Source organism: Nocardia sp. NPDC056541 (genome assembly GCF_042794235.1).
In the GTDB taxonomy this organism is placed as follows: domain Bacteria; phylum Actinomycetota; class Actinomycetes; order Mycobacteriales; family Mycobacteriaceae; genus Nocardia.
Genome location: NZ_JBHTUD010000014.1, coordinates 31,076 through 50,750, shown reverse-complemented (window position 1 = coordinate 50,750; position 19,675 = coordinate 31,076). Strand labels below are relative to the sequence as shown.

Genomic DNA, 19,675 nt, shown 5'->3' with positions numbered 1-19,675 from the left:
GGTGTCGGGTCCCGCGCGTTCCCGGGTGCGCGAGGACGGTGCCCGTAGGATCCACTCGGTGCCCTCATTTCCGCCGATGCCGTCGTTCCACGGGCCCCATCGCGCGACGAAAACTCCGCGACCGCGGGTCCCCGTACCGACGGCACGAGCGATCGTCGACTGCGGGGTCTACGTCGACGGCGAGCGGCAGCCGGGACATTTCACACCGCAACAGGCGCTGACCGCGGCGGAGAAGACCGATGCGGGATTCGTCTGGATCGGCCTGCACGACCCGGACGAGCGGCAGATGAACGACATCGCCTCGATCTTCGACCTGCACCCACTGGCGGTGGAGGACGCGGTGCAGGGCAGGCAACGCCCCAAGCTCGAGCGCTACGGCGACACCCTGTTCCTGGTGATGAGCACGGTCTGTTACGTCGAACACGACATCGACTCGACCAGCGAGATCGTGGAGACCGGCGACATCATGGTCTTCACCGGGCCGCGCTTCGCCGTCACGGTGCGCCACGGCGAGCACACGCACCTGTCCACTGTGCGCCACGAGCTCGAAAAGCAGCCCGAGCAGCTGAAATACGGGCCGACCGCGGTATTGCACGCCGTCGCCGACCACATCGTCGACACCTACGTCGATGTCACCGAGTCCGTCGGCGTCGACATCGACGAAATGGAAGAGGCGGTGTTCACGCCCGCCTCGAAGATCGGCATCGGCTCGATCTACCAGCTCAAACGCGAAGTGGTGGAATTGCGAAGGGCAGTCGCGCCGCTGGCGGTTCCGCTGGAGCGGCTGGTGAACAACACCGACTTACCGGTGCCGACCGAGATCCGCCGCTATCTGCGCGACGTGGCCGATCACCAGGCCAGCGTCTCCGATCACATCAGCTACTTCGACGAGGCGCTCAGCGGGTTGGTCAATGCCGCGCTGGCCAAGATCAGCGTTCAGCAGAACACCGACATGCGCAAGATCTCGGCCTATGCCGCGATGGCGGCGGTACCCACGATGATCGCGGGCGTTTACGGCATGAACTTCGACCACATGTGGGAGCTGCACCAGGTGTGGGGCTATCCCGTGGTGCTGATCGTGATGGCGGTGCTGTGCGCGGTGCTGTTCCGCAGCTTCCGCCGCAACGGCTGGCTCTAGAGATTCACCGCACCGCGCTCGGGATCACGCACGTCGATCCCGGCTTCGGCCCAGGCGTCGCGCAATGCCTGGGCGCCGCGCACGCGCACCCAGGCGGCCTCGGTCGCGGTCACCGGGGTGACGCTGAGGTAGCGCACCGGGTCGGCCGGGTCCGGCAGCGCGATCGCGGGAATATCGCTCTCGCCGAGCACGACCGCGGTGAACTTCGCGTTGCGCCACAGCGGTTCTCCGAGATCGAGTAGCGCGTCGGCCTGCAGCACAACGCCTTCCACCGCGGGCGAGGCGACCAGCACACCGAGGGATTTGGCCACCCCGACCTGCGGGTCGGCGCTCATCAGCAGCGTCAGGACCAGTTCCGCGCGCGGTCCGCGCACCGGGTCGGCCAGCAGATCGGTCGGATCACCCATCGGATGACGGGAACCGCCCAGCGTCGCGTAGTGGACCGCGCCGTCGCCCGGAATACGCAGGATCTCGACGGGTTCGAGCCCGAGGAAGGTCAGCGACGCCGAATCGACCTGTGCGCGTTCGACATCGAAGTGGTCCAGCACCGCGGCGCGAACCGTGTTCTCCACATCCATCGCGCTACAGGGCCAATCGGGCGAGCATGTCGCGGGCTTGTTCGGCGGACTTCGGATCGCACAGCACGTCGTAACGGCCCGCGACCAGCTGCATGGTCGAGGCGAAGTCGCGCTGACCCTTGGTGGCCGCGTACGGGATCGACGTGGTGATGACGCCGAAGACGATGCCGCCGAGCAGACCGACGACGAGCGGGCCGAGCGCACCGCCGGTGGTGGTGAACAGGCTCAGCAACAGACCGAGGAACAGGCCGAGCCAGGCACCCGACACCACGCCGCCGCCGATGACCTTGCCCCATGTGAGCCGGTACAGCACCCGCTCCACCTGCATCAGATCGACACCGACGATGGTCACGTCCTGCACCGGGAACTGCCCGTCGGCCAGGTAGTCGACCGCACGCTGCGCCTCGGCGTAGGTCGGATACGAGCCGACCGGCCAGCCCGACGGCGGCGTCGGCAGCGCCTGCCGCCCGCGATTCGAGTTGCCCAAGGGATTCGTCATAGTCCTATTCTGCTATTCGTCGACCGACTGTGCCGCAGTGAAACGCGCCATTCCACCCCCGCGGGATCAAGCGCCGGTTCTCGTCATCCCCGCGGCGCGCCCCTTGTCGGCGACAACCTGTGCCATCTTGGCGCTCGCTTCGTCGATCATCTCATCCCCCAACATGACAGCGCCACGCGCGCCACCGGCCTCGGAGGTGTGGAAGGCGTAGGTCTCCAAGATCAACTCGGCGCGGTCGTAGTCGGCCTGACGTGGACTGAAGATCTCGTTGGCCGCGTCCACCTGGCCGGGATGCAGTACCCACTTGCCGTCGAAACCCAGCGCGGCCGTGCGAGCAGCGGCCCGGCGGAAGCCGTCGACATCGCGAATCTGCAGGTAGGGACCGTCGATCGCCTGCAGCCCGTGCGCGCGGGCGGCGAGCAGGATCGTCATCAGGATGTGGTGGTAGGCGTCGCCGACGTCGTAGCCTTCCGGCTGCTCGCCCACCACCAACGTGCGCATATTGATACTGGCCATGAAATCGGCGGGCCCGAACACCAGCGTCTGCACGCGCGGGCTCGCGGTGGCGATGGCGTCGATATTGCGCAGGCCGAGCGCGTTCTCGATCTGCGGTTCGATGCCGATCCGGCCGACCTCGAGGCCGCTGGCCTTCTCCACCTGGGTGAGCAGCAGATCGAGCGCCTGCACCTGACCCGCGTCGGTGACCTTGGGCAACAGGATCGCGTCGAGCCAGCTGCCCGCGCCCTCGACCACGCTGATCACATCGGCGAAGGTCCATTCGGTGGACCAGTCGTTGACCCGCACCACCCGCAACTGCGAACCCCAGCCCGGTTCGTTCAGGGCCGCGACGATATTCGCCCGCGCGGCCGCCTTGGCGCCGGGGGCGACCGCGTCCTCCAGATCGAGGAACACCTCGTCGACCGGCAGCGTCTTCGCCTTCGCGATCATTTTCGGGTTGCTACCCGGCACTGCGAGCACCGAACGACGTGGCTTCATGAGGAGTGCCTCCTGACTGGTGCGGCCGTCCCCGACCGATAGCCTGATGGTCATGGCAACCACCAGGGTGTATGTCGCCCGGCTCGCCGGCCTGACGGTGCTGGGTCCGGACGGGGAGTCTATCGGCCGGGTCCGCGATGTGGTCGTCGCCGTCCGGCACGGACGCCAGCCGCCGCGTGTGCACGGACTCGTCGTCGAATTGCTCACCCGGCGACGCATTTTCGTGCCGATGCTGCGGGTCACCGCGATCGAACCCGGCATGGTCACCCTCAATACCGGGACCGTCAGCCTGCGCCGCTTCGCCCAGCGCCCCGGCGAACGCCTGGCCATGGCCCAGATCCTCGATTCGCCGGTACGCGTGAACGACCCGGATCTGCCGGACCTGGCCGATATCGACGTGCTCGTCGCCGACCTCGGGATCGAGCAGACCAGGACAAGGGATTGGATCGTCAGCCGGGTCGCGGTACGCGGGCATCGGCGGATCGGGCGCAGGCGCTCGGTGCACGTGGTCGAGTGGTCGCAGGTCGACGGGCTCACCCCGGCCGAGGTGGACCGGCCCGGCCAGGACGTGACCACCCTGCTCACCCAGTTCGAGGGGCTGCGCGCGGCCGACGTGGCGCACCGGTTGCGTGAGCTGCCGGAGAAACGTCGCATCGAGGTGGCGATCGCTCTCGACGACGAACGCCTCGCCGACGTGGTCCAGGAACTGCCCGACGACGACCAGGTCGACCTGCTCGGCCATCTCGAGGTGCGCCGCGCCGCCGACGTGCTCGAGGCGATGGACCCCGACGACGCCGCCGACCTGCTCGGCGAACTGCCCGAAAGCGAAGCCGAATCGCTGCTGGCCCTGATGGATCCCGAGGAATCCGAACCGGTGCGCCGGCTGCTCGCGCACTCCCCCGACACGGCGGGCGGTCTGATGACGCCGAAACCGGTCGTCCTCGGGCCCGCGACGACCGTCGCCGAAGCGCTGGCCCGGGTCCGCGACCCCGACCTCACGCCCGCGCTGGCCTCGATGGCCTTCGTCGTGCGACCACCCACGGCCACTCCGACCGGCCGCTACCTGGGCTGTGTGCACATTCAGCAGCTGCTGCGGGAACCGCCCGCGCACCTGGTGGGCGGGATCGTCGACAGTGACCTGGCGCCGCTGTCACCCGACCTGCCGCTCTCGGCGGTGACCCGCTATTTCGCCACCTACAACCTGGTGTGCGGGCCGGTGGTCGACGCGGAGAACCATCTGCTCGGCGCGGTGACCGTCGACGACGTCCTCGATCATCTGCTGCCCGAGGATTGGCGCGAAGAAGAGCCTCCGGCGCTGCAGCAGGTCGAGGCGAGCGGGAGCACGGCATGAGTGAGAAGAATCCGGCGCGGCAACGCTTGGAGACGCCGGTCGGGTCGCGCTTCCGCTTCGACTGGGATTCGGACGCGTTCGCGCAGGCCAGTGAGCGCGTCGCCCGGTTCCTCGGCACCGGGCGCTATCTCGCGATCCAGACGGTGATCGTGATCGTGTGGATCCTGCTCAATGTGTTCGCGGTGGCGCTGCGCTGGGATCCGTACCCGTTCATCCTGCTCAACCTGGCCTTCTCCACCCAGGCCGCCTATGCGGCGCCGCTGATCCTGCTGGCGCAGAACCGGCAGGACAACAGGGACAAGGTCTCGCTCGAAGAGGACCGGACCCGGGCCGCGCAGACCAAGGCCGATACCGAGTTCCTCGCCCGCGAACTCGCCTCGCTGCGGCTGGCGGTGGGCGAGGTCGCCACCCGCGACTACCTGCGGCGTGAACTGGAGGAGATCAAGGACGTGCTCGACCGCATCGATGCGGTCACCACGCCCGACGGCGCGCCGAAGCCGGACAAAAAGCGAAAAGCGGTCCGCAAGAAAACCTCCGGTCAAACGGCCTCTTCCGCCCCGATTTCGCCTGGTGCTCCAGATGTATGACCGGAAATGCTCAACAACTTCCTGACCGGTAGGTAACCTGGATCACGTTGTTCCGGGTGGGCCGGAGGGGGACTCTGCGGCCTGCCGCTTTTCGACGAAAAGGGTGTGGCCGTGCGAATTTCTGCTCCGATAACGATGTCGGCCCTTGTAGTCGCAGGTCTGGTCGCCTCCGGGTCCGGGGTGCACACCAGCGACCCGAGCACCGCGCCGACCGCACCGGAGGCCCTGCTGGCGGCCACGGCGAGCACCGCCGAGGACACACCCGAAACCGATCCGTCCGAGATCGTCGGCCTGCTGCCGGTCGCGCAAGAGGCGCCGCGCCGGTTGCGCGCGCTCAACGCCAACACCGCCGCACCCTTCGCAGGAACCGTTCCACTGCAAAGCATTTCGCTGCCAACGGGCAGCGGCGCGCTCGGCATCCCGGAGATCGTGCTCGCCGCCTACCGCAACGCCGAGCTGGCCATGGAATCCGCGCAGCCGGGCTGCGGGCTCACCTGGAACCTGCTCGCGGGCATCGGCCGGATCGAATCCGGACACGCCAGCAGTGGCCGCACCGACGCCGCCGGTACGACGACGACGCCGATCTTCGGCCCCGCGCTCGACGGCACCCTGCCCGGCAACGAGGTGATCAAGGAAGCCGACGGCGGTTTCGTGCGAGCCCTCGGGCCGATGCAGTTCCTGCCGAGCACCTGGGCGCACTACGCCGCCGACGGCAACGGCGACGGCGCCTCGGACCCGCACAATGTCTTCGACGCGGCGCTGGCCGCGGGCAAGTACCTCTGCTCGGGCGGCATGAACCTGCGCGAGGCGGCCCAGGAGTTGCGGGCGGTGCTGCGCTACAACAACTCGATGTCCTACGCGGCCAACGTGCTGAGCTGGTCGGCGGCATACCGGACCGGCGGCGCGCCGAGTCAGGTGGCCATCTCGCCGGAGATCATCCCGCCGGGCAGCGGTCCGCTGGTGGCGCCCAATGTGCTGGCGGCCTCGACCAACACGCCCACGCCCACCACCACGCCCACCCCGACGACGCCGAAGGTCACCACGCCCACACAGGTGATGATCACGCTCCCCGGTCTGCCGCCGATCCCCTGCGGGATCTTCTGCCCGGCGCCGGTCGCACCGCCCGAGACGTGCGTGAGCGAACCGCTGCCCGCGCAGATGCCGAACCCGCTCGCACCCGAGCCGCAGCCCGCCGACAAGCCCGCCGAGCAGACCTACGGCGCTGCGGCGCCGAAGGATCCGGCCGCACCCGAGCAGCCGGTGGTCGAGCCCGCCGCGTGTACCCCGGCGACGGTCGCACCCACGGAGACCCCGGCACCCACCACACCGGAGAAGACACCGGAACCGGGTGTCGCCCCGGCCGAGGAGCCCGCACCTGCCGAGCCCGCGCCGGTGGCGCCCACCCAGCAGCCCGGCATCACGCTGCCGTTCGGCATCGTCATCCCGCTGCCGCCCGCCCCCGCACCGGCCCCGTAGAAATCAAACCGAAATACAGATCACGGAGGGGTAACAAAAAGGTCTCGGGTGCGGTAATCTCTTCTCATCCAACACGGTTGAGGAGGGCACCACACAGTGGGTCGTCATCGGAAACAGCCTGCTACGACAGTTCGCCGTAGCTCGCTCATCGCACTGACCGGATTGGTCCCCGCTGGACTGGTAGCCGTGACAGCGGCCGCCACCGAGGCGACCACGGCAACCAACGCAGCTGTCGAGCACGACCTGCTGCCCGGCGCCGAGCCGGAGGCTACGGCCGATCTGGTCTCGTCGCCCCAGGCCGACATCGCCGAGATCGTCCACGCGGAAGCGCGCCAGTCCCCCTCGGCCGCACCGGTCGTGAAAACCGTTGCACTGCCGGATGATCGCGCGTCCGCCGATCTGCCCGCGGGTCCGCTCGGTATTCCGGGCATCGCCGTTGCCGCCTACCAGACCGCCGAACAGCAACTGGCCGTGGAGAACCCGCACTGCGGGATGTCCTGGTCGCTGCTGGCCGGCATCGGCCGCGTCGAATCCACCCACGCCTACGGCAAGGCCGACGCGCAGGGTAACCCGATCAAGGCGGTCTACGGGCCCGTCCTCGACGGCAGCCTCTCCGGCAACAATGTCATCCACGACACCGACGGCGGCGACCTCGACGGCCTCGGCGGCTACGACCGCGCCATCGGCCCGATGCAGTTCCTGCCCGAGACCTGGCACCGCTACGCCGCCGACGGCAACGCCGACGGCATCGCCGACCCCCAGAACCTCTTCGACGCGGCCCTCACCGCGGGCCGCTACCTGTGCGACGGCGGCCTGAACATGCGCGACCTCTCCCAGCAGTCGAAGGCGATCCTGCGCTACAACAACTCGATGGCCTACGTCGCCAACGTGATGGCGTGGTCGGGTTCCTACTCCAGCGGCCTCGCCCCCAAGCCCCAGGACCTCCCCCGAATCCACTAGGAAGCGGGCCTACCGGCCAGCGACTGTCGTCCCCGGATCGTCGACCGATCCGGGGACGCATAACATCGGGGGTATGTCAGTGATTACGGAAGCGGATGTGCGGGCGGCGCTCGCGAAGGTCGACGACCCGGAGATCCGCAAACCGATCACCGAGTTGGGGATGGTCAAGTCCATCGCCATCGCCGACAGCGGTGACGTGCACATCGAGATCTACCTGACCACCTCCGGGTGCCCGTTGCGGACCGAGATCGTTCAGCGGGTCACCAAGGCCGTCGCGGATGTCAACGGCGCGGGGGCGGTGACCGTCGATCTCGATGTGATGAGCGATGAGCAGCGCACCGAGCTGCGCAAGTCGCTGCGTGGCGATTCGGCCGAGCCGATCATCCCGTTCGCCCAGCCCGGCTCGCTGACCCGCGTCTACGCGGTGGCTTCCGGTAAGGGCGGCGTCGGCAAGTCCAGCGTCACCGCCAACCTCGCCGTCGCGCTGGCCCAGCGTGGACTGTCGGTCGGTGTGCTCGACGCCGATATCTACGGCCACTCCATCCCGCGCATGCTCGGCTCCGACGCCAAGCCCACCCAGGTCGAGCGGATGATCATGCCGCCGGTGGCGCACGACGTGAAGATGATCTCGATCGCGCAGTTCACCCAGGGCAATACCCCCGTGGTGTGGCGTGGTCCGATGCTGCACCGCGCACTGCAGCAGTTCCTCGCCGACGTGTTCTGGGGCGACCTGGACGTGCTGCTGCTCGACCTGCCGCCCGGCACCGGCGACGTCGCGATCTCCCTCGCCCAGCTCATCCCGAGCGCCGAGATCCTGGTCGTCACCACCCCGCAGATCGCCGCCGCCGAGGTGGCCGAGCGTGCGGGTGCGATCGCCCTGCAGACCCGCCAGCGCATCGCCGGGGTCGTGGAGAACATGTCCTGGCTCGACCTGCCGGATGGTTCACGCATGGAGCTGTACGGCTCCGGCGGCGGCCAGGTCGTCGCCGACCGCCTCACCCGCGCCGTCGGCTCGAATGTGCCGCTGCTCGGCCAGGTCCCGATCGAGCAGGCCCTGCGCGAAGGCGGCGACGACGGCAACCCGATCGTGCTCTCCGACCCGGCGAACCCCGCCGCCGTCGCCCTGCTCGGTATCGCCGACAAACTCGCCGTCCGCAAGCGCGGCCTGGCAGGCATGTCACTGGGAATCGATACCACCCGTCATCTCTGATTCGGGACTTGTCAGTGGCGTTGCCTAGGCTGGCTTCATGCTGACGCTGCTTCTATACGTGCTCATCGTCGGGTTGGTCGCGGCGATGCTGTTCCTTGTCGCCAGTGCGGTATTCGGGCGGTCCGAGGAGCTCGGGCCGTTACCCGAGGGGACCACCGCTACCGTGCTGCCCGCCGACGGCGTCACGGGGGCCGATGTGCGGGCGTTGCGATTCCAGCAGGTGGTGCGCGGGTACAAGGCCGGCGAGGTCGACTGGGCGCTGGGCAGGCTGGCCGAGCGGATCGACGAACTCGAGTTCGAGCTGGCGCAGGCTCGGCAGTGGCAGGCGCAGGTGGCGGCGGGCCAGGATCGCGGGTGAGCGAGCTCGCCGACGACGGCCTCGTGCGCTGCGACTGGTCGACCGGCTCGCAGCTGTACCGCGATTACCACGACACCGAATGGGGTCAGCCCCTGCACGGTGACGACGCCATGTTCGAACGGCTCTGCCTCGAGGCCTTCCAGTCCGGGCTGGCCTGGATCACCGTCCTGCGTAAGCGGCCCGCCTTCCGCAGCGCGTTCGCCGGTTTCGAGATCGCGAAGGTCGCCGAGTTCGGCGATCACGACCGCGCGCGGCTGCTGGCCGACGCGGGCATCGTGCGAAACCGCGCCAAGATCGACGCGGTGATCAACAACGCCCGGGTTGCTCGCGACCTGCCGGTGAGCCTGGACGAGCTGCTGTGGTCGTTCGCACCCGCGCCACGCCCACGGCCGGCCTCGATCGAGAATGTGCCCGCCACCACACCCGAATCCATTGCTCTGGCAAAGGAATTGAAGCGCCGAGGGTTCGCTTTCGTCGGTCCGACGACGGCGTATGCCCTCATGCAGGCAACCGGCATGGTGGACGATCACCTGGATGTTTGCTGGGTGACAGCGGTACCGAACGGAACCGACTCCGCAGTCACATTTCGCACTCAGGTGTCCGCCCGCGACGGCAATAGGGAAGAATAGGACCGGTGTGGCCCGCCGAACACCCGGCGAGCCCGCTGGTTGGCGACAACCGGCAGACGAGAAAACAGTGCGCAGAACCACCGCGCAGATCTGGAGGGAGCAGAGGATGGCGGCCATGAAGCCCCGTACCGGGGACGGTCCCCTCGAAGCAACCAAGGAAGGTCGTGGAATCGTCATGCGGGTTCCACTCGAGGGTGGCGGGCGTCTGGTCGTCGAACTCACACCGGACGAGGCTGCGGCGCTCGGTGACGAACTGAAGAGCGTCACCAGCTGAATGCGCTGACCGAGGTCGCCGCACTTCTGGCCTGCCCGGAGTGCGGCGACGAGCTGCAACCGCACGATCGTGCGCTGCGATGCGGTACCGGTCACAGCTTCGACATCGCCCGCCAGGGCTATGTGGGACTGCTGACCGGCGCATCGACGAAAATGACCGGCGACACCGCCGACATGCTCGACGCCCGCGCCGCTTTCCAGGGTGCGGGCCATTTCGCCCCGATCGCCGCGGCGATCGTTCGTGCCTTCGACACCGCCGCGACGGTGCTCGAAATCGGGGCGGGCACGGGCTACTACCTCGCCGACGTGCTCGACGCGCATCCCGATGCCCTCGGCATCGCCTTGGACGTGGCCAAGCCCGCCGCCCGCCGCGCCGCGCGGGCGCACCCGCGTGCGGCCTCCGTGCTGGCCGACGCCTGGCGTGGCCTGCCACTGCGCGAGGACGCCGTCACCGGCGTGCTCTCGGTGTTCGCCCCGCGCAACCCCGCCGAGGTCGCCCGCGTCCTCGCGACCGGCGGACGCTTCGTCGTCGTCACTCCCACGGCGCGTCATCTGGGCGAACTGATCGGCCCCCTCGGCATGGTGGGCGTCGATCCGGACAAGGATCGGCGCCTGGCCGACTCGCTCGCCGGCGCGTTCGCCCGTGCTGAGCACACCCTCGTCGAGTTTCCGATGAAGCTGTCGCGCACCGATGTCACCCGTGTCGTCGCGATGGGCCCGTCGGCCTTCCACCGCACCCCCGCCGACGATCCACGCATCGCGGCACTCTCGGACACCACCGAAGTGACGGCGTCGGTCACCGTGTCGACCTATCTGCCGAACCACTGACCTAGCGCAACACACTCCGATACACGTCGAGCGTGTGCTCGGCGATCCGCGCCCAGTCGAACTCCGCGATCGCCCTCGCCCGCCCGGCCTCGCCGTAGCGCACCGCCAAGGCCGGATCCCCCGCGACCTCGTTCACCGCGGCGGCGAGCGCGCGCTCGTACTCCCCGGTCGCCTCGGGGTCGTAGTGCACCAGACGCCCGGTGACCCCGTCGTCGACCACCTCCGGAATCCCGCCGACATCCGAGGCCACGACGGCGGTCGCGCACGCCATCGCCTCCAGATTCACGATGCCCAGCGGTTCGTACACCGACGGGCACACGAAGACCGACGAGGCGGACAGGATCTGGCGGACCTGCTCGGCGGGAAGCATCTCCTTCACCCAGAAGACGTTGCCGCGCTGCCGCTGCAATCCGTCGACGGCGGCGGCGACCTCCACCTCGAGTTCCTTGGTATCGGCCGCACCCGCGCACAACACCACCTGGATGTCGGGGGCGAACGAGGCGGCCGCGGCGAGCAGGTGCCCGACGCCCTTCTGCCGGGTGATCCGCCCGACGAAGGACACGATCGGCAGGTCGGCGCGCACGCCGAGCCGCTCGAGCACCGGCGCCTCGTCGGCGGCGGGCGGGCCGGGGTGCCACACGCTCGCGTCGATACCGTTGTGCACCACATGAACTCGATCGGGGTCGATCGCGGGATAGGCGTCGAGCACATCGTGGCGCATGCCTTCGCTGACCGCGATCACCGCGTCGGCGTTCTCCATCGCGTTGCGTTCCGACCACGACGACAGCCGATACCCGCCACCGAGCTGCTCGGCCTTCCACGGCCTGCGCGGTTCCAGCGAATGCGCGGTGAGCACATGGGGGATCCCGTACAGCATGGCGGCGAGATGACCGGCCAGGCCCGCGTACCAGGTGTGCGAATGCACCACGTCCACGCCGCCGGCCGCGTCGGCCATCCGCAGCTGCGCCGACATCATCTGCAGCGCGGCGTTGGCGGCGTACAGCTCGGGGTCGGGGCGATGCACCACAGCACCGGCGCGCGGCGCGCCCATACAGTGCACGGTGACGTCACAGAGCTCACGCAATCGGGAAGTGAGTTCGGTGACATGTACTCCCGCACCGCCGTACACCTCGGGGGGATACTCCCGGGTCAGCATCGCCACCCGCAGCGCTTGCGCTGGAGTCTGCTCGCTGTCGGTGCCATCACTCACCGGTCCAAATTAGACCCTCGGGTCGACATGGGCCACCGTAACCTCGCTGGCCCTGTACTTTGAGCAGGGTGAGGAGCCAGCCGCACGTACTCGGGATCGTGCTCGCCGGTGGCGAGGGCAAACGACTGTTTCCACTCACGGCCGACCGCGCCAAGCCGGCGGTTCCGTTCGGTGGCGCCTACCGGCTCATCGACTTCGTGTTGAGCAACCTCGTGAACGCGGGATACCTGCGCCTGTGCGTGCTCACCCAGTACAAGTCGCACTCACTCGATCGCCACATCTCCCAGACCTGGCGGCTGTCCGGCTTCACCGGTGAGTACATCACCCCGGTGCCCGCCCAGCAGCGTCTCGGGCCGCGCTGGTACACCGGCAGCGCCGACGCGATCATGCAGTCGCTCAACCTGATCTACGACGAGGATCCCGACTACATCGTGGTGTTCGGCGCCGACCACGTGTACCGGATGGATCCGGAACAGATGGTGGCCAGCCACATCGCCTCGGGTGCCGGCGTCACCGTCGCGGGGATCCGGGTACCGAGGGCCGAGGCCAGCGCGTTCGGCTGCATCGACTCCGACGAGTCCGGCAAGATCACCCAGTTCCTGGAGAAGCCCGCGCACCCGCCGGGTACCCCCGACGACCCGAACGTGACGTTCGCGTCGATGGGCAACTACGTGTTCACCACCCGCGTGCTGGTCGACGCCATCCGCGCCGACGCCGAGAACTCCGATTCCGACCACGACATGGGCGGCGACATCATCCCGAAGCTGGTCGCCGACGGCAAGGCCGCCGTCTACGACTTCGCCGACAACGACGTCCCCGGCGCCACCGAACGCGACCGCGGCTACTGGCGCGACGTCGGCACCATCGACGCCTTCTACGAGGCGCACATGGACCTGGTCTCGGTGCACCCCGTCTTCAACCTCTACAACAAGCACTGGCCGATTCGCGGCGCGGCGGAGAACCTGCCGCCGGCGAAGTTCGCGCAGGGCGGGCTCGCCCAGGAATCGATCGTCGGGGCAGGCTCGATCCTGTCGGCGGCCACGGTCCGCAATTCGGTGCTGAGCTCGAACGTGGTGATCGAGGACGGCGCGACAGTCGAGGGCAGTGTGTTGATGCCCGGTGTGCGGATCGGGCGTGGCGCGGTGGTGCGCCACGCGATCCTGGACAAGAACGTGGTGGTCGGCGAGGGCGAGATCATCGGCCTCGATCTCGACCGTGACCGCGAGCGTTTCGCCGTCAGCAACGGCGGCGTGGTCACCGTCGGCAAGGGGATCTGGGTCGGTTAGCCCCGCGAGGCGCAGAGCAGACCGTCACCGATCGGGATCAGCACGCTGGTGAGCTCGGGGTTCTCGGCGATCGCCCTGGTCGCCGCGCGCACGGCCTGCGTCGCCGGGTCACGCTGTTCCTGGTCGGGCACTCGCCCGCCGAGTAGCGCGTTGTTGAGGATGAACGCACCACCCGCACGCAGCAGCCGCACGCCCTGTTCTACGTAGTGGGGGTGTTCCATCGGCGCCGCGTCGATGAAGACCAGGTCGTAGGAGCCATCGGCCAGCCGGGGCAGCACGTCCAGCGCGCGTCCGTTGATCAGGCGCGTGCGCGACGGGGTGATCTCGGCGGTCCGGAACGCCTCCTTGGCCGCGCGCTGATGCTCGGGCTCGGAGTCGATCGTCGTCAGGGTCCCGTCCTCCCGCATCCCGTCGAGCAGCCACAGCCCGCTGACGCCCGCTCCGGTACCGACCTCTACCACCGAGCGCGCGCCCAGCATCTGCGCGTACATGCTCAGCAGCGCGCCGACCGCCGCGGGCACCGGCGCGGCACCCAATTCGGTGGCCCGCTCACGCGCTTCGAGAAGGACCTCGTCCTCGACGACGGACTCCTCCACATAGGCCAGGTTCCGCTCCACGTTCGATGCCACAGCTATGAGGCTAAGCCACCGGAGGGGTATGTGTATTCAGCAAAGGGACGGATCCGGCACTGTGTCGCACAGATCCCGAACAATTGCCGAAGGTTTGCGGATCGGTCACAACAGTCCCCGAACTGCTGGTTCTCCGTTGCCGGCGGGACTAGGCTCGAGTCCGACCAGAATTCTCAGGTCACACTCAGGATCTCCACACCTGACCCATATCAGCGCAGGAAATAGTTGCCCTACGCAAGGCCAGCCGATCGCGGCGGGCACGAGGCTCGGGAACAACCACACACAGTTGCTGGTTGATTGTCGGTAAGCAAGGTTCGCTGACCCGGACCAGCAAGGTTTCGTGCCAGCGGTCCCGAGTAGGAGGTGTCCCATCCCGATGGTAGACACGGCGCGTCAAGACGCCACCGACCAGACTCTGCCCGCTGATCTCATCGCGGCAGAAGCCGAAGAACTCGACGCCGAACTCACCGGCACCGCCGCTTTCGACGCGACCGGCGATCGCGCCGCCATGCCGTCCTGGGACGAACTCGTCCGCGAACACGCCGACCGGGTCTATCGCCTGGCCTACCGCCTCTCCGGCGATGCCCAGGACGCCGAGGACCTCACGCAGGACACCTTCATCCGGGTGTTCCGCTCGCTGCAGAACTACCAGCCCGGCACCTTCGAGGGCTGGCTGCACCGCATCACCACCAACCTGTTCCTCGACATGGTCCGCCGCCGCAACCGCATCCGGATGGAAGCGCTGCCCGAGGACTACGACCGGGTGCCCGCCGAAGGGCCGACCCCCGAGGACGCCTACCACGACTCCCGTCTCGACCCGGACCTGCAGAAAGCACTGGATTCGCTGGCGCCGGAGTTCCGTGCCGCCGTGGTTCTGTGTGACATCGAGGGTCTGTCCTATGAGGAGATCGGCGCCACGCTCGGTGTGAAACTGGGGACCGTGCGCAGCCGGATCCATCGCGGGCGTCAGGCACTGCGCGAGTACCTTGCGCATAATGGAAGTGAGCAGCGGTACTCCGCTGAAGCCCCATCGGTGTGACGGGTGTTCCGACGTCACCCGGTGGCTCAGGTGATGTCGGTCGGAAGGAAGAAATCCGCATGAGTGTGGACCCCAGTGCCGCAGGTCGCCCGCCGCGCTTTCAGCCCACCGAGCACTTGGCCAGTGAGGCAGTCGCGGCCTTCGTCGACGGCGAACTGCGGATGAACGCGTATCTGCGCGCCGCCCAGCATCTTTCGGTCTGCCCCGAGTGCGCGGCCGAGGTCGATGCCCAGCAGCAGGCGCGGATCGCGCTGCGCCGCGCCGCCGAGGTGGCGATTCCGCGCAGCCTGCACGACAGTCTCTCGCGCATTCCGCTGGCCGACCTCCCCGGCAACGCACCCCAACCGCAACGCCGTAACGAGGCATTTCTCGGATTCATCACAGATTCCTTCACCGCGACCCGGTGGACAACGTGGCGGCGCAAGTAGAGTCTGCGACGTGACAGGCGAATCGACGAATTCCGGATCGGCCGACCACTCGGATTCGGGGGCTGAATCACCCAGGGCGGATGCACGCACGGACGCGCGGGGCACCCTGCGCCCTTCCGACGCGCCGAACCTCGGCCCGCGCCCGGTCTACCGGCCGCACATCGACAGCCACACCGCGCGCGCGTTCCGCCGCCCGAACGGCCAAGCCGGTTCGTTCGCACCGCACGACCCGCAGCGCGCGGCCGGTAAGGGCGCCGACGACGGAATCGTCCAGCGCCCGCCCGACGGCGTGCTCGCCGAGGCGTTCGCCCGGCCCGAGGGCTCCTCGGAGCTGCTGCAGCGCGAGCCCGGCGCCGACGAGCCGAAGACCGTCGTCGCGGGTCCGGTGGATCCGTGGCGTGACCCCGACGCGGCGGCCAGGCTCGGTTCGCCCGCCGTCGACACTCCCCCGCCCGCCCGGCTGCCTGTCGCGGACAAGCTGAGCGCGCGCGAGGTGCTGTTCGGTTCGCGGGTGGCGCCCAAGGCGCTCGCGATCTTGGCCGCGCTGGCGCTCGGCATCGCCGTGATCGGCGGCCTCGTCGGCCGCGTCACCGCGGAGACCGCGTCCACGCTCACCTCACGCAAGGTGACCCTCGATCAGAGCGCGGGTGTCGAGACTCCGCACAGTCAGATCGCCGCCGTCGCCAATGCCGTGCTGCCCTCGGTGGTGTCGATCCGGGTCACCGTCGGCGACAACGGCGCGACCGGTTCCGGCGTGGTGATCGACGGCGGCGGGTATGTCGTCACGAACAATCACGTGATCTCGATGGCCGCGACCGACAAGTCCAACCGGGCCGCCATCCAGGTGCAGTTCTCCGACGGCACCCGGGTGCCCGCGCAGATCGTCGGCCGTGATCCCAAGACCGACCTCGCGGTGCTCAAGGTCGAGGCGAAGAACCTGACCGTGGCCAATCTCGGCAAGTCCGCCGACGTCCAGGTCGGCGACGACGTGCTGGCGGTCGGTTCGCCGCTGGGCCTGAGCAAGACCGTCACGTCCGGCATCGTCAGCGCCCTGCACCGTCCCGTGAAGCTCGCGGGCGAGGGCAGCGACACCAACGCGGTGATCGACGCCGTCCAGACCGACGCCGCGATCAACCCGGGCAACTCCGGTGGCGCGCTGGTCGACATGCAGGGCCGCGTGGTGGGCATCAACACCGCCATCCGCAGCGAGACCGGCGGTTCGGTGGGCCTCGGCTTCGCCATCCCGGTCGACGTGATGACCACCGTCACCCAGACCCTGATCCGCGACGGCCAGATGCACCACCCGACCATGCGCCTGGCGGTCCGCACGAAGACTGTCGCCAACGAGGTCACCAGCGGCGCCCAAGTTGCCGATGTCGCCCCCGACGGCCCTGCCGGGCGGGCGGGAATCAGCGAGGGTGACGTGATCGTTCGGGTCGGCGACCGTGAGGTCACGAGCGCGGATGAGTTCACAGTGGCCGAGCAGTCGCATCAGATCAATCAGACCGTGATCGTCCAGCTCATTCGGGACGGCCGCAAAGTGGATGTGCCGGTGACCCTGGAGTCCGATTAACCCTGCCGAAATTCTTTCTGGCGCAACAGTAGTCGTACGACATAGACTCGGGGGCGTTCGATTCGGAATTACCTGGGGAGGGTGACGATGCTTCGTCTCGTCAAATTGTCAATCGGATCTTCGATCGCGATGGTCGCGCTTGCCGCAGCGTTGGCGGCGCCGGCCGCAGCGGAAACCAACGACCAGTACGTCGACTGGTTCGTCTGCCAGCAAACCGGCGGGAAGACGGCGGTGGCGACAGACGGTCAGGAATACTGCTACAACGGACCGCACCACGGCAAGATCGTGGTGTATCCCACGTAGAAGTATTTTCATCCGAATGCCAGGTGGTCGATAGGCCACCTGGCATTTGTTGTTCGTTTGGGCGCAATCACCTCATTCCGGTACCGGCGTCCGGCAACCGGTAGTCTGAGATCTGTGTTCAGCAACATCGGGTGGAGCGAGATGATGATTCTGCTCGTCGCCGCCCTAGTGATCCTCGGCCCGGAGCGACTGCCCGGTGCCGTCCGCTGGACCACGGGGGCGCTGCGCCAGGCGCGCGACTACGCCAGCGGCGCCACGTCCCAGCTGAAGCAGGAACTCGGGCCGGAGTTCGACGACCTGCGCAAACCGCTCGCGGAGCTGAACGAGTTGCGCGGGATGAGTCCGCGGGCCGTGGTCACCAAGCACCTGCTGGGCGGTGACGACTCGGTGCTGCGCGATCTGGAGAGCGCGGTGCCCGACAAGCAGCAACTGTTCGGCACCAGTAGCGGCATGCCCGGCACCCCGGCCAAGCCCGAGCCGCAGAAGTCGCTGGAGCGCAACGAGCGCCCCCCGGTCGACTACGACGCGACCTAGCACGCCCCGGACCAGGGAACACACCGCACGGTCGGCATTTGCTACGAGGTCGCGCCGGCCGAACACTGCGGCGGCGACCTCGCCCGTCTGTGATTTGCCGACAATCCGCGTCCGAGACCGTTGTCTCGCAAGACAGTTCGATGTCAACCGATATAGACACACAACGCTGTCGAGCTGTCTAGACTTCGCACATGTCGGCCGATGACGTGGCACGAGTTTTCGCGATCGAAGACAAGGTCGAGAGACTCAAAGCAGCCACCGACGGGGTGGCGGCTGCCCAGCAGACCATCAACGAACTAACGAGGATCCGGCGAGCCGTGATCCGGGAACTCCATGCCGACGGCTGGACGTTCGCGCGGATCGGTGCCGCCGCCGGATTGTCGCGTGCGCGTATCCACCAGGTGAGCACCCAGGGCCCCGTGCCCGAGGGACTGTTCTTCGGGCACGGCACGCTGACCGTGCTCGCCCCCGAGGTCCGCTCCGGCAGGCTGCTCGGCGCACCCGACCCACAAGCCGCCCAACGCCTGGCCGAGCTCCTGCGACAGCTCGGCTTCGCCGCGAACGTCGAGACGTTCATGCCGGGCAGGCCGATCGACCTCAATCGCGACGGGCTGGTGATTCTCGGCGGGCCCGAGCTCTCGCCGAGCCTGCGTCAGCTGGTGGTGGCCGATCCCCGCCTGCGCCGCACCGTCACCCGTGCGGGCGATACCCGGCGTGGCATCGAGGACAGGGCCGCGCGCCGCGTGTACCGGCCGGGCGGCACCGAACCCCACGACATCGCCTACCTCGCCCGGCTGCCCCGGCCCGACCGCCGCGGCAGCATCATGCTGATCGACGGGCTGCACCCGCCCGGCTCGCTGGGTGCGATCCGATTGCTGGCGACCCGGTTGGCGACCCTGCACGAGCGCGCGAGCAGTCATCTTTTCTCTGTTCTCATCGCGGTCCGATACGACCGCGCAACCGGCGAACCAGTTGATGCGGATCTACTCACCCCGGTATACCGGCATGAAACAGACCCCAAGTTGGCTACGACCCGGGTTCGTCCATAGTCTGAATTAAACTTGCCATACTTGGTGATCTGCATCACTGTACTGTTATGGATCACAAGTCGCCCGCGATGGTTAGATTGCTAGCGAGTAACCGAGTGTGAGTAGGTGAGCATCAGATGTTCTCGTCTCCTGAGGCCGGCGCATGCCGGGTTCTGCCCGTGCACGCGAGTGGTCACCCAAGGCCCGTTCCGCCCTTCGACGCGGGGCCGGCCAGCGGCGACGTCATCGTCACCACCCATCGCATCACCTACAGCGACCGGCTGAAGGTCTTCATCGGCCCGCACGAGGACGTGGACAGCTTCTTGCGCCCCCTGCGCCGGATGGACGGTCATCAGCGTTACGCGCTCGATCTGACCGTGCTGCCCGAACCGGTGCCCGCCACCGAGGTCACCACCTCGGTGAGTTCGGCGCGTGGCGATCTCGCGCTCGGTTGCGCCGGCTCGGCGGACGCGATGACGCTGCAGCTGCGCAGGACGGTCGATCACGTCACCCGGCGCTTCACCCTCGGCCTACCCGGCGGACGGCTCGGCCTGCCGACCGTTTACCTCCCGCACGGCGACGAGGACACCTACGTCTACCCGGAAGAGGTGTTCACCGCCGACAACGCGGTGGAGATCTTCCGCGACTTCTTCCACACCGGTGCCGTGCCGCCCGGCCTCCAGCAGCGCGAGATCCTCGACTGACGACTCCCGGCCGCTCGCCGCGCGAGCATGCCCGGAGATAGCTAGGCTGGTCAGCACG

At 68.2% G+C, this 19,675-nt stretch carries 23 protein-coding genes; 18 read left to right on the top strand and 5 right to left on the bottom strand.

The genetic code is table 11. From position 1 onward, the window contains the following. The first annotated feature begins 49 nt into the window (after positions 1-49). A complete protein-coding gene (locus ACFQ9R_RS23915) occupies positions 50-1,138 on the top strand; it encodes a magnesium and cobalt transport protein CorA (protein WP_378993566.1) in 1,089 nt (362 codons plus the stop codon). Here the strand turns inward: ACFQ9R_RS23915 and ACFQ9R_RS23910 are convergent. From ACFQ9R_RS23910 to ACFQ9R_RS23900, 3 genes are all read right to left on the bottom strand, one after another. Further along, positions 1,135-1,716: a suppressor of fused domain protein gene (locus ACFQ9R_RS23910; RefSeq protein WP_378993390.1), complete on the bottom strand. Its 582-nt coding sequence runs from the start codon at positions 1,714-1,716 to the stop codon at positions 1,135-1,137. The two genes, ACFQ9R_RS23915 and ACFQ9R_RS23910, sit on opposite strands and share 4 nt — an antisense overlap. Before the next feature lie 4 nt (positions 1,717-1,720). Beyond that, on the bottom strand, positions 1,721-2,215 hold the full coding sequence (locus ACFQ9R_RS23905; protein ID WP_056813349.1) for a general stress protein: 495 nt from the start codon (positions 2,213-2,215) through the stop codon (positions 1,721-1,723). 66 nt (positions 2,216-2,281) lie between these two features. Next, on the bottom strand, positions 2,282-3,211 hold the full coding sequence (locus ACFQ9R_RS23900) for an HpcH/HpaI aldolase/citrate lyase family protein (RefSeq protein WP_378993388.1): 930 nt from the start codon (positions 3,209-3,211) through the stop codon (positions 2,282-2,284). Positions 3,212-3,263: 52 nt separating this feature from the next. Here ACFQ9R_RS23900 and ACFQ9R_RS23895 point away from each other — a divergent pair, with 52 nt between their 5' ends. The 9 genes from ACFQ9R_RS23895 (at position 3,264) to ACFQ9R_RS23855 (ending at position 10,883) form a co-directional block, all read left to right on the top strand. Further along, positions 3,264-4,562, top strand: a complete 1,299-nt coding sequence (locus ACFQ9R_RS23895) for a magnesium transporter MgtE N-terminal domain-containing protein (RefSeq protein WP_378993386.1) — start codon at positions 3,264-3,266, stop codon at positions 4,560-4,562. Then, positions 4,559-5,149, top strand: a complete 591-nt coding sequence (locus ACFQ9R_RS23890) for a DUF1003 domain-containing protein (RefSeq protein ID WP_378993385.1) — start codon at positions 4,559-4,561, stop codon at positions 5,147-5,149. Before ACFQ9R_RS23895 ends, ACFQ9R_RS23890 begins: the two co-directional genes overlap by 4 nt. Positions 5,150-5,260: 111 nt before the next feature. Next, positions 5,261-6,625 carry a lytic transglycosylase domain-containing protein gene (locus ACFQ9R_RS23885; protein WP_378993383.1) on the top strand — a complete coding sequence of 455 codons (1,365 nt, stop codon included), beginning with the start codon at positions 5,261-5,263 and terminating at the stop codon, positions 6,623-6,625. Between the two features lie 96 nt (positions 6,626-6,721). Then, on the top strand, positions 6,722-7,585 hold the full coding sequence (locus ACFQ9R_RS23880) for a lytic transglycosylase domain-containing protein (protein WP_378993381.1): 864 nt from the start codon (positions 6,722-6,724) through the stop codon (positions 7,583-7,585). 73 nt (positions 7,586-7,658) lie between these two features. Then, the gene (locus tag ACFQ9R_RS23875) at positions 7,659-8,795 is read left to right on the top strand and encodes an Mrp/NBP35 family ATP-binding protein (protein ID WP_378993380.1); all 1,137 of its coding nucleotides are present in this window, start codon (positions 7,659-7,661) and stop codon (positions 8,793-8,795) included. 37 nt (positions 8,796-8,832) lie between these two features. Beyond that, entirely contained in the window at positions 8,833-9,153 is a 321-nt protein-coding gene (locus ACFQ9R_RS23870) for a DivIVA domain-containing protein (RefSeq protein WP_378638270.1), read from the top strand. After that, positions 9,150-9,782, top strand: a complete 633-nt coding sequence (locus ACFQ9R_RS23865; RefSeq protein ID WP_378993379.1) for a DNA-3-methyladenine glycosylase I — start codon at positions 9,150-9,152, stop codon at positions 9,780-9,782. The genes ACFQ9R_RS23870 and ACFQ9R_RS23865 overlap by 4 nt, the downstream gene beginning before the upstream one ends. Positions 9,783-9,888: 106 nt before the next feature. Beyond that, positions 9,889-10,056: a DUF3117 domain-containing protein gene (locus ACFQ9R_RS23860; RefSeq protein ID WP_011211259.1), complete on the top strand. Its 168-nt coding sequence runs from the start codon at positions 9,889-9,891 to the stop codon at positions 10,054-10,056. Further along, positions 10,053-10,883, top strand: a complete 831-nt coding sequence (locus ACFQ9R_RS23855; RefSeq protein WP_378993565.1) for a putative RNA methyltransferase — start codon at positions 10,053-10,055, stop codon at positions 10,881-10,883. Before ACFQ9R_RS23860 ends, ACFQ9R_RS23855 begins: the two co-directional genes overlap by 4 nt. Before the next feature lies 1 nt (position 10,884). Here ACFQ9R_RS23855 and glgA read toward each other — a convergent pair whose 3' ends face one another. Continuing rightward, positions 10,885-12,051, bottom strand: coding sequence for a glycogen synthase (gene glgA, locus ACFQ9R_RS23850; protein ID WP_378993564.1), 1,167 nt, complete (start codon positions 12,049-12,051; stop codon positions 10,885-10,887). A gap of 110 nt (positions 12,052-12,161) precedes the next feature. On the opposite strand from glgA, the gene glgC reads away from it, so the two are divergent. Then, complete coding sequence (glgC, locus tag ACFQ9R_RS23845; protein ID WP_378993377.1) at positions 12,162-13,379, top strand: glucose-1-phosphate adenylyltransferase; 1,218 nt, start codon at positions 12,162-12,164, stop codon at positions 13,377-13,379. Here glgC and ACFQ9R_RS23840 read toward each other — a convergent pair. Continuing rightward, on the bottom strand, positions 13,376-14,008 hold the full coding sequence (locus ACFQ9R_RS23840) for an O-methyltransferase (protein ID WP_378638264.1): 633 nt from the start codon (positions 14,006-14,008) through the stop codon (positions 13,376-13,378). The genes glgC and ACFQ9R_RS23840 overlap by 4 nt on opposite strands. 376 nt (positions 14,009-14,384) lie before the next feature. On the opposite strand from ACFQ9R_RS23840, the gene sigE reads away from it, so the two are divergent. The 7 genes from sigE (at position 14,385) to ACFQ9R_RS23805 (ending at position 19,617) form a co-directional block, all read left to right on the top strand. Beyond that, positions 14,385-15,047, top strand: a complete 663-nt coding sequence (sigE, locus tag ACFQ9R_RS23835; RefSeq protein ID WP_378638262.1) for an RNA polymerase sigma factor SigE — start codon at positions 14,385-14,387, stop codon at positions 15,045-15,047. A gap of 59 nt (positions 15,048-15,106) precedes the next feature. Next, positions 15,107-15,475 (top strand): hypothetical protein, encoded by a 369-nt coding sequence (locus ACFQ9R_RS23830; RefSeq protein ID WP_378993375.1) that lies wholly within the window; start codon positions 15,107-15,109, stop codon positions 15,473-15,475. Between the two features lie 10 nt (positions 15,476-15,485). Further along, a complete protein-coding gene (locus ACFQ9R_RS23825) occupies positions 15,486-17,048 on the top strand; it encodes a trypsin-like peptidase domain-containing protein (RefSeq protein ID WP_378993373.1) in 1,563 nt (520 codons plus the stop codon). Between the two features lie 105 nt (positions 17,049-17,153). Then, positions 17,154-17,351 (top strand): hypothetical protein, encoded by a 198-nt coding sequence (locus ACFQ9R_RS23820; protein WP_378993371.1) that lies wholly within the window; start codon positions 17,154-17,156, stop codon positions 17,349-17,351. A gap of 114 nt (positions 17,352-17,465) precedes the next feature. Continuing rightward, a complete protein-coding gene (gene tatB, locus ACFQ9R_RS23815; RefSeq protein WP_378993370.1) occupies positions 17,466-17,885 on the top strand; it encodes a Sec-independent protein translocase protein TatB in 420 nt (139 codons plus the stop codon). A 191-nt stretch (positions 17,886-18,076) separates the two neighbouring features. Next, positions 18,077-18,934 carry a hypothetical protein gene (locus tag ACFQ9R_RS23810; protein WP_056813397.1) on the top strand — a complete coding sequence of 286 codons (858 nt, stop codon included), beginning with the start codon at positions 18,077-18,079 and terminating at the stop codon, positions 18,932-18,934. A 116-nt stretch (positions 18,935-19,050) separates the two neighbouring features. Then, positions 19,051-19,617: a hypothetical protein gene (locus ACFQ9R_RS23805; RefSeq protein ID WP_378993368.1), complete on the top strand. Its 567-nt coding sequence runs from the start codon at positions 19,051-19,053 to the stop codon at positions 19,615-19,617. Positions 19,618-19,675 lie beyond the last annotated feature (58 nt).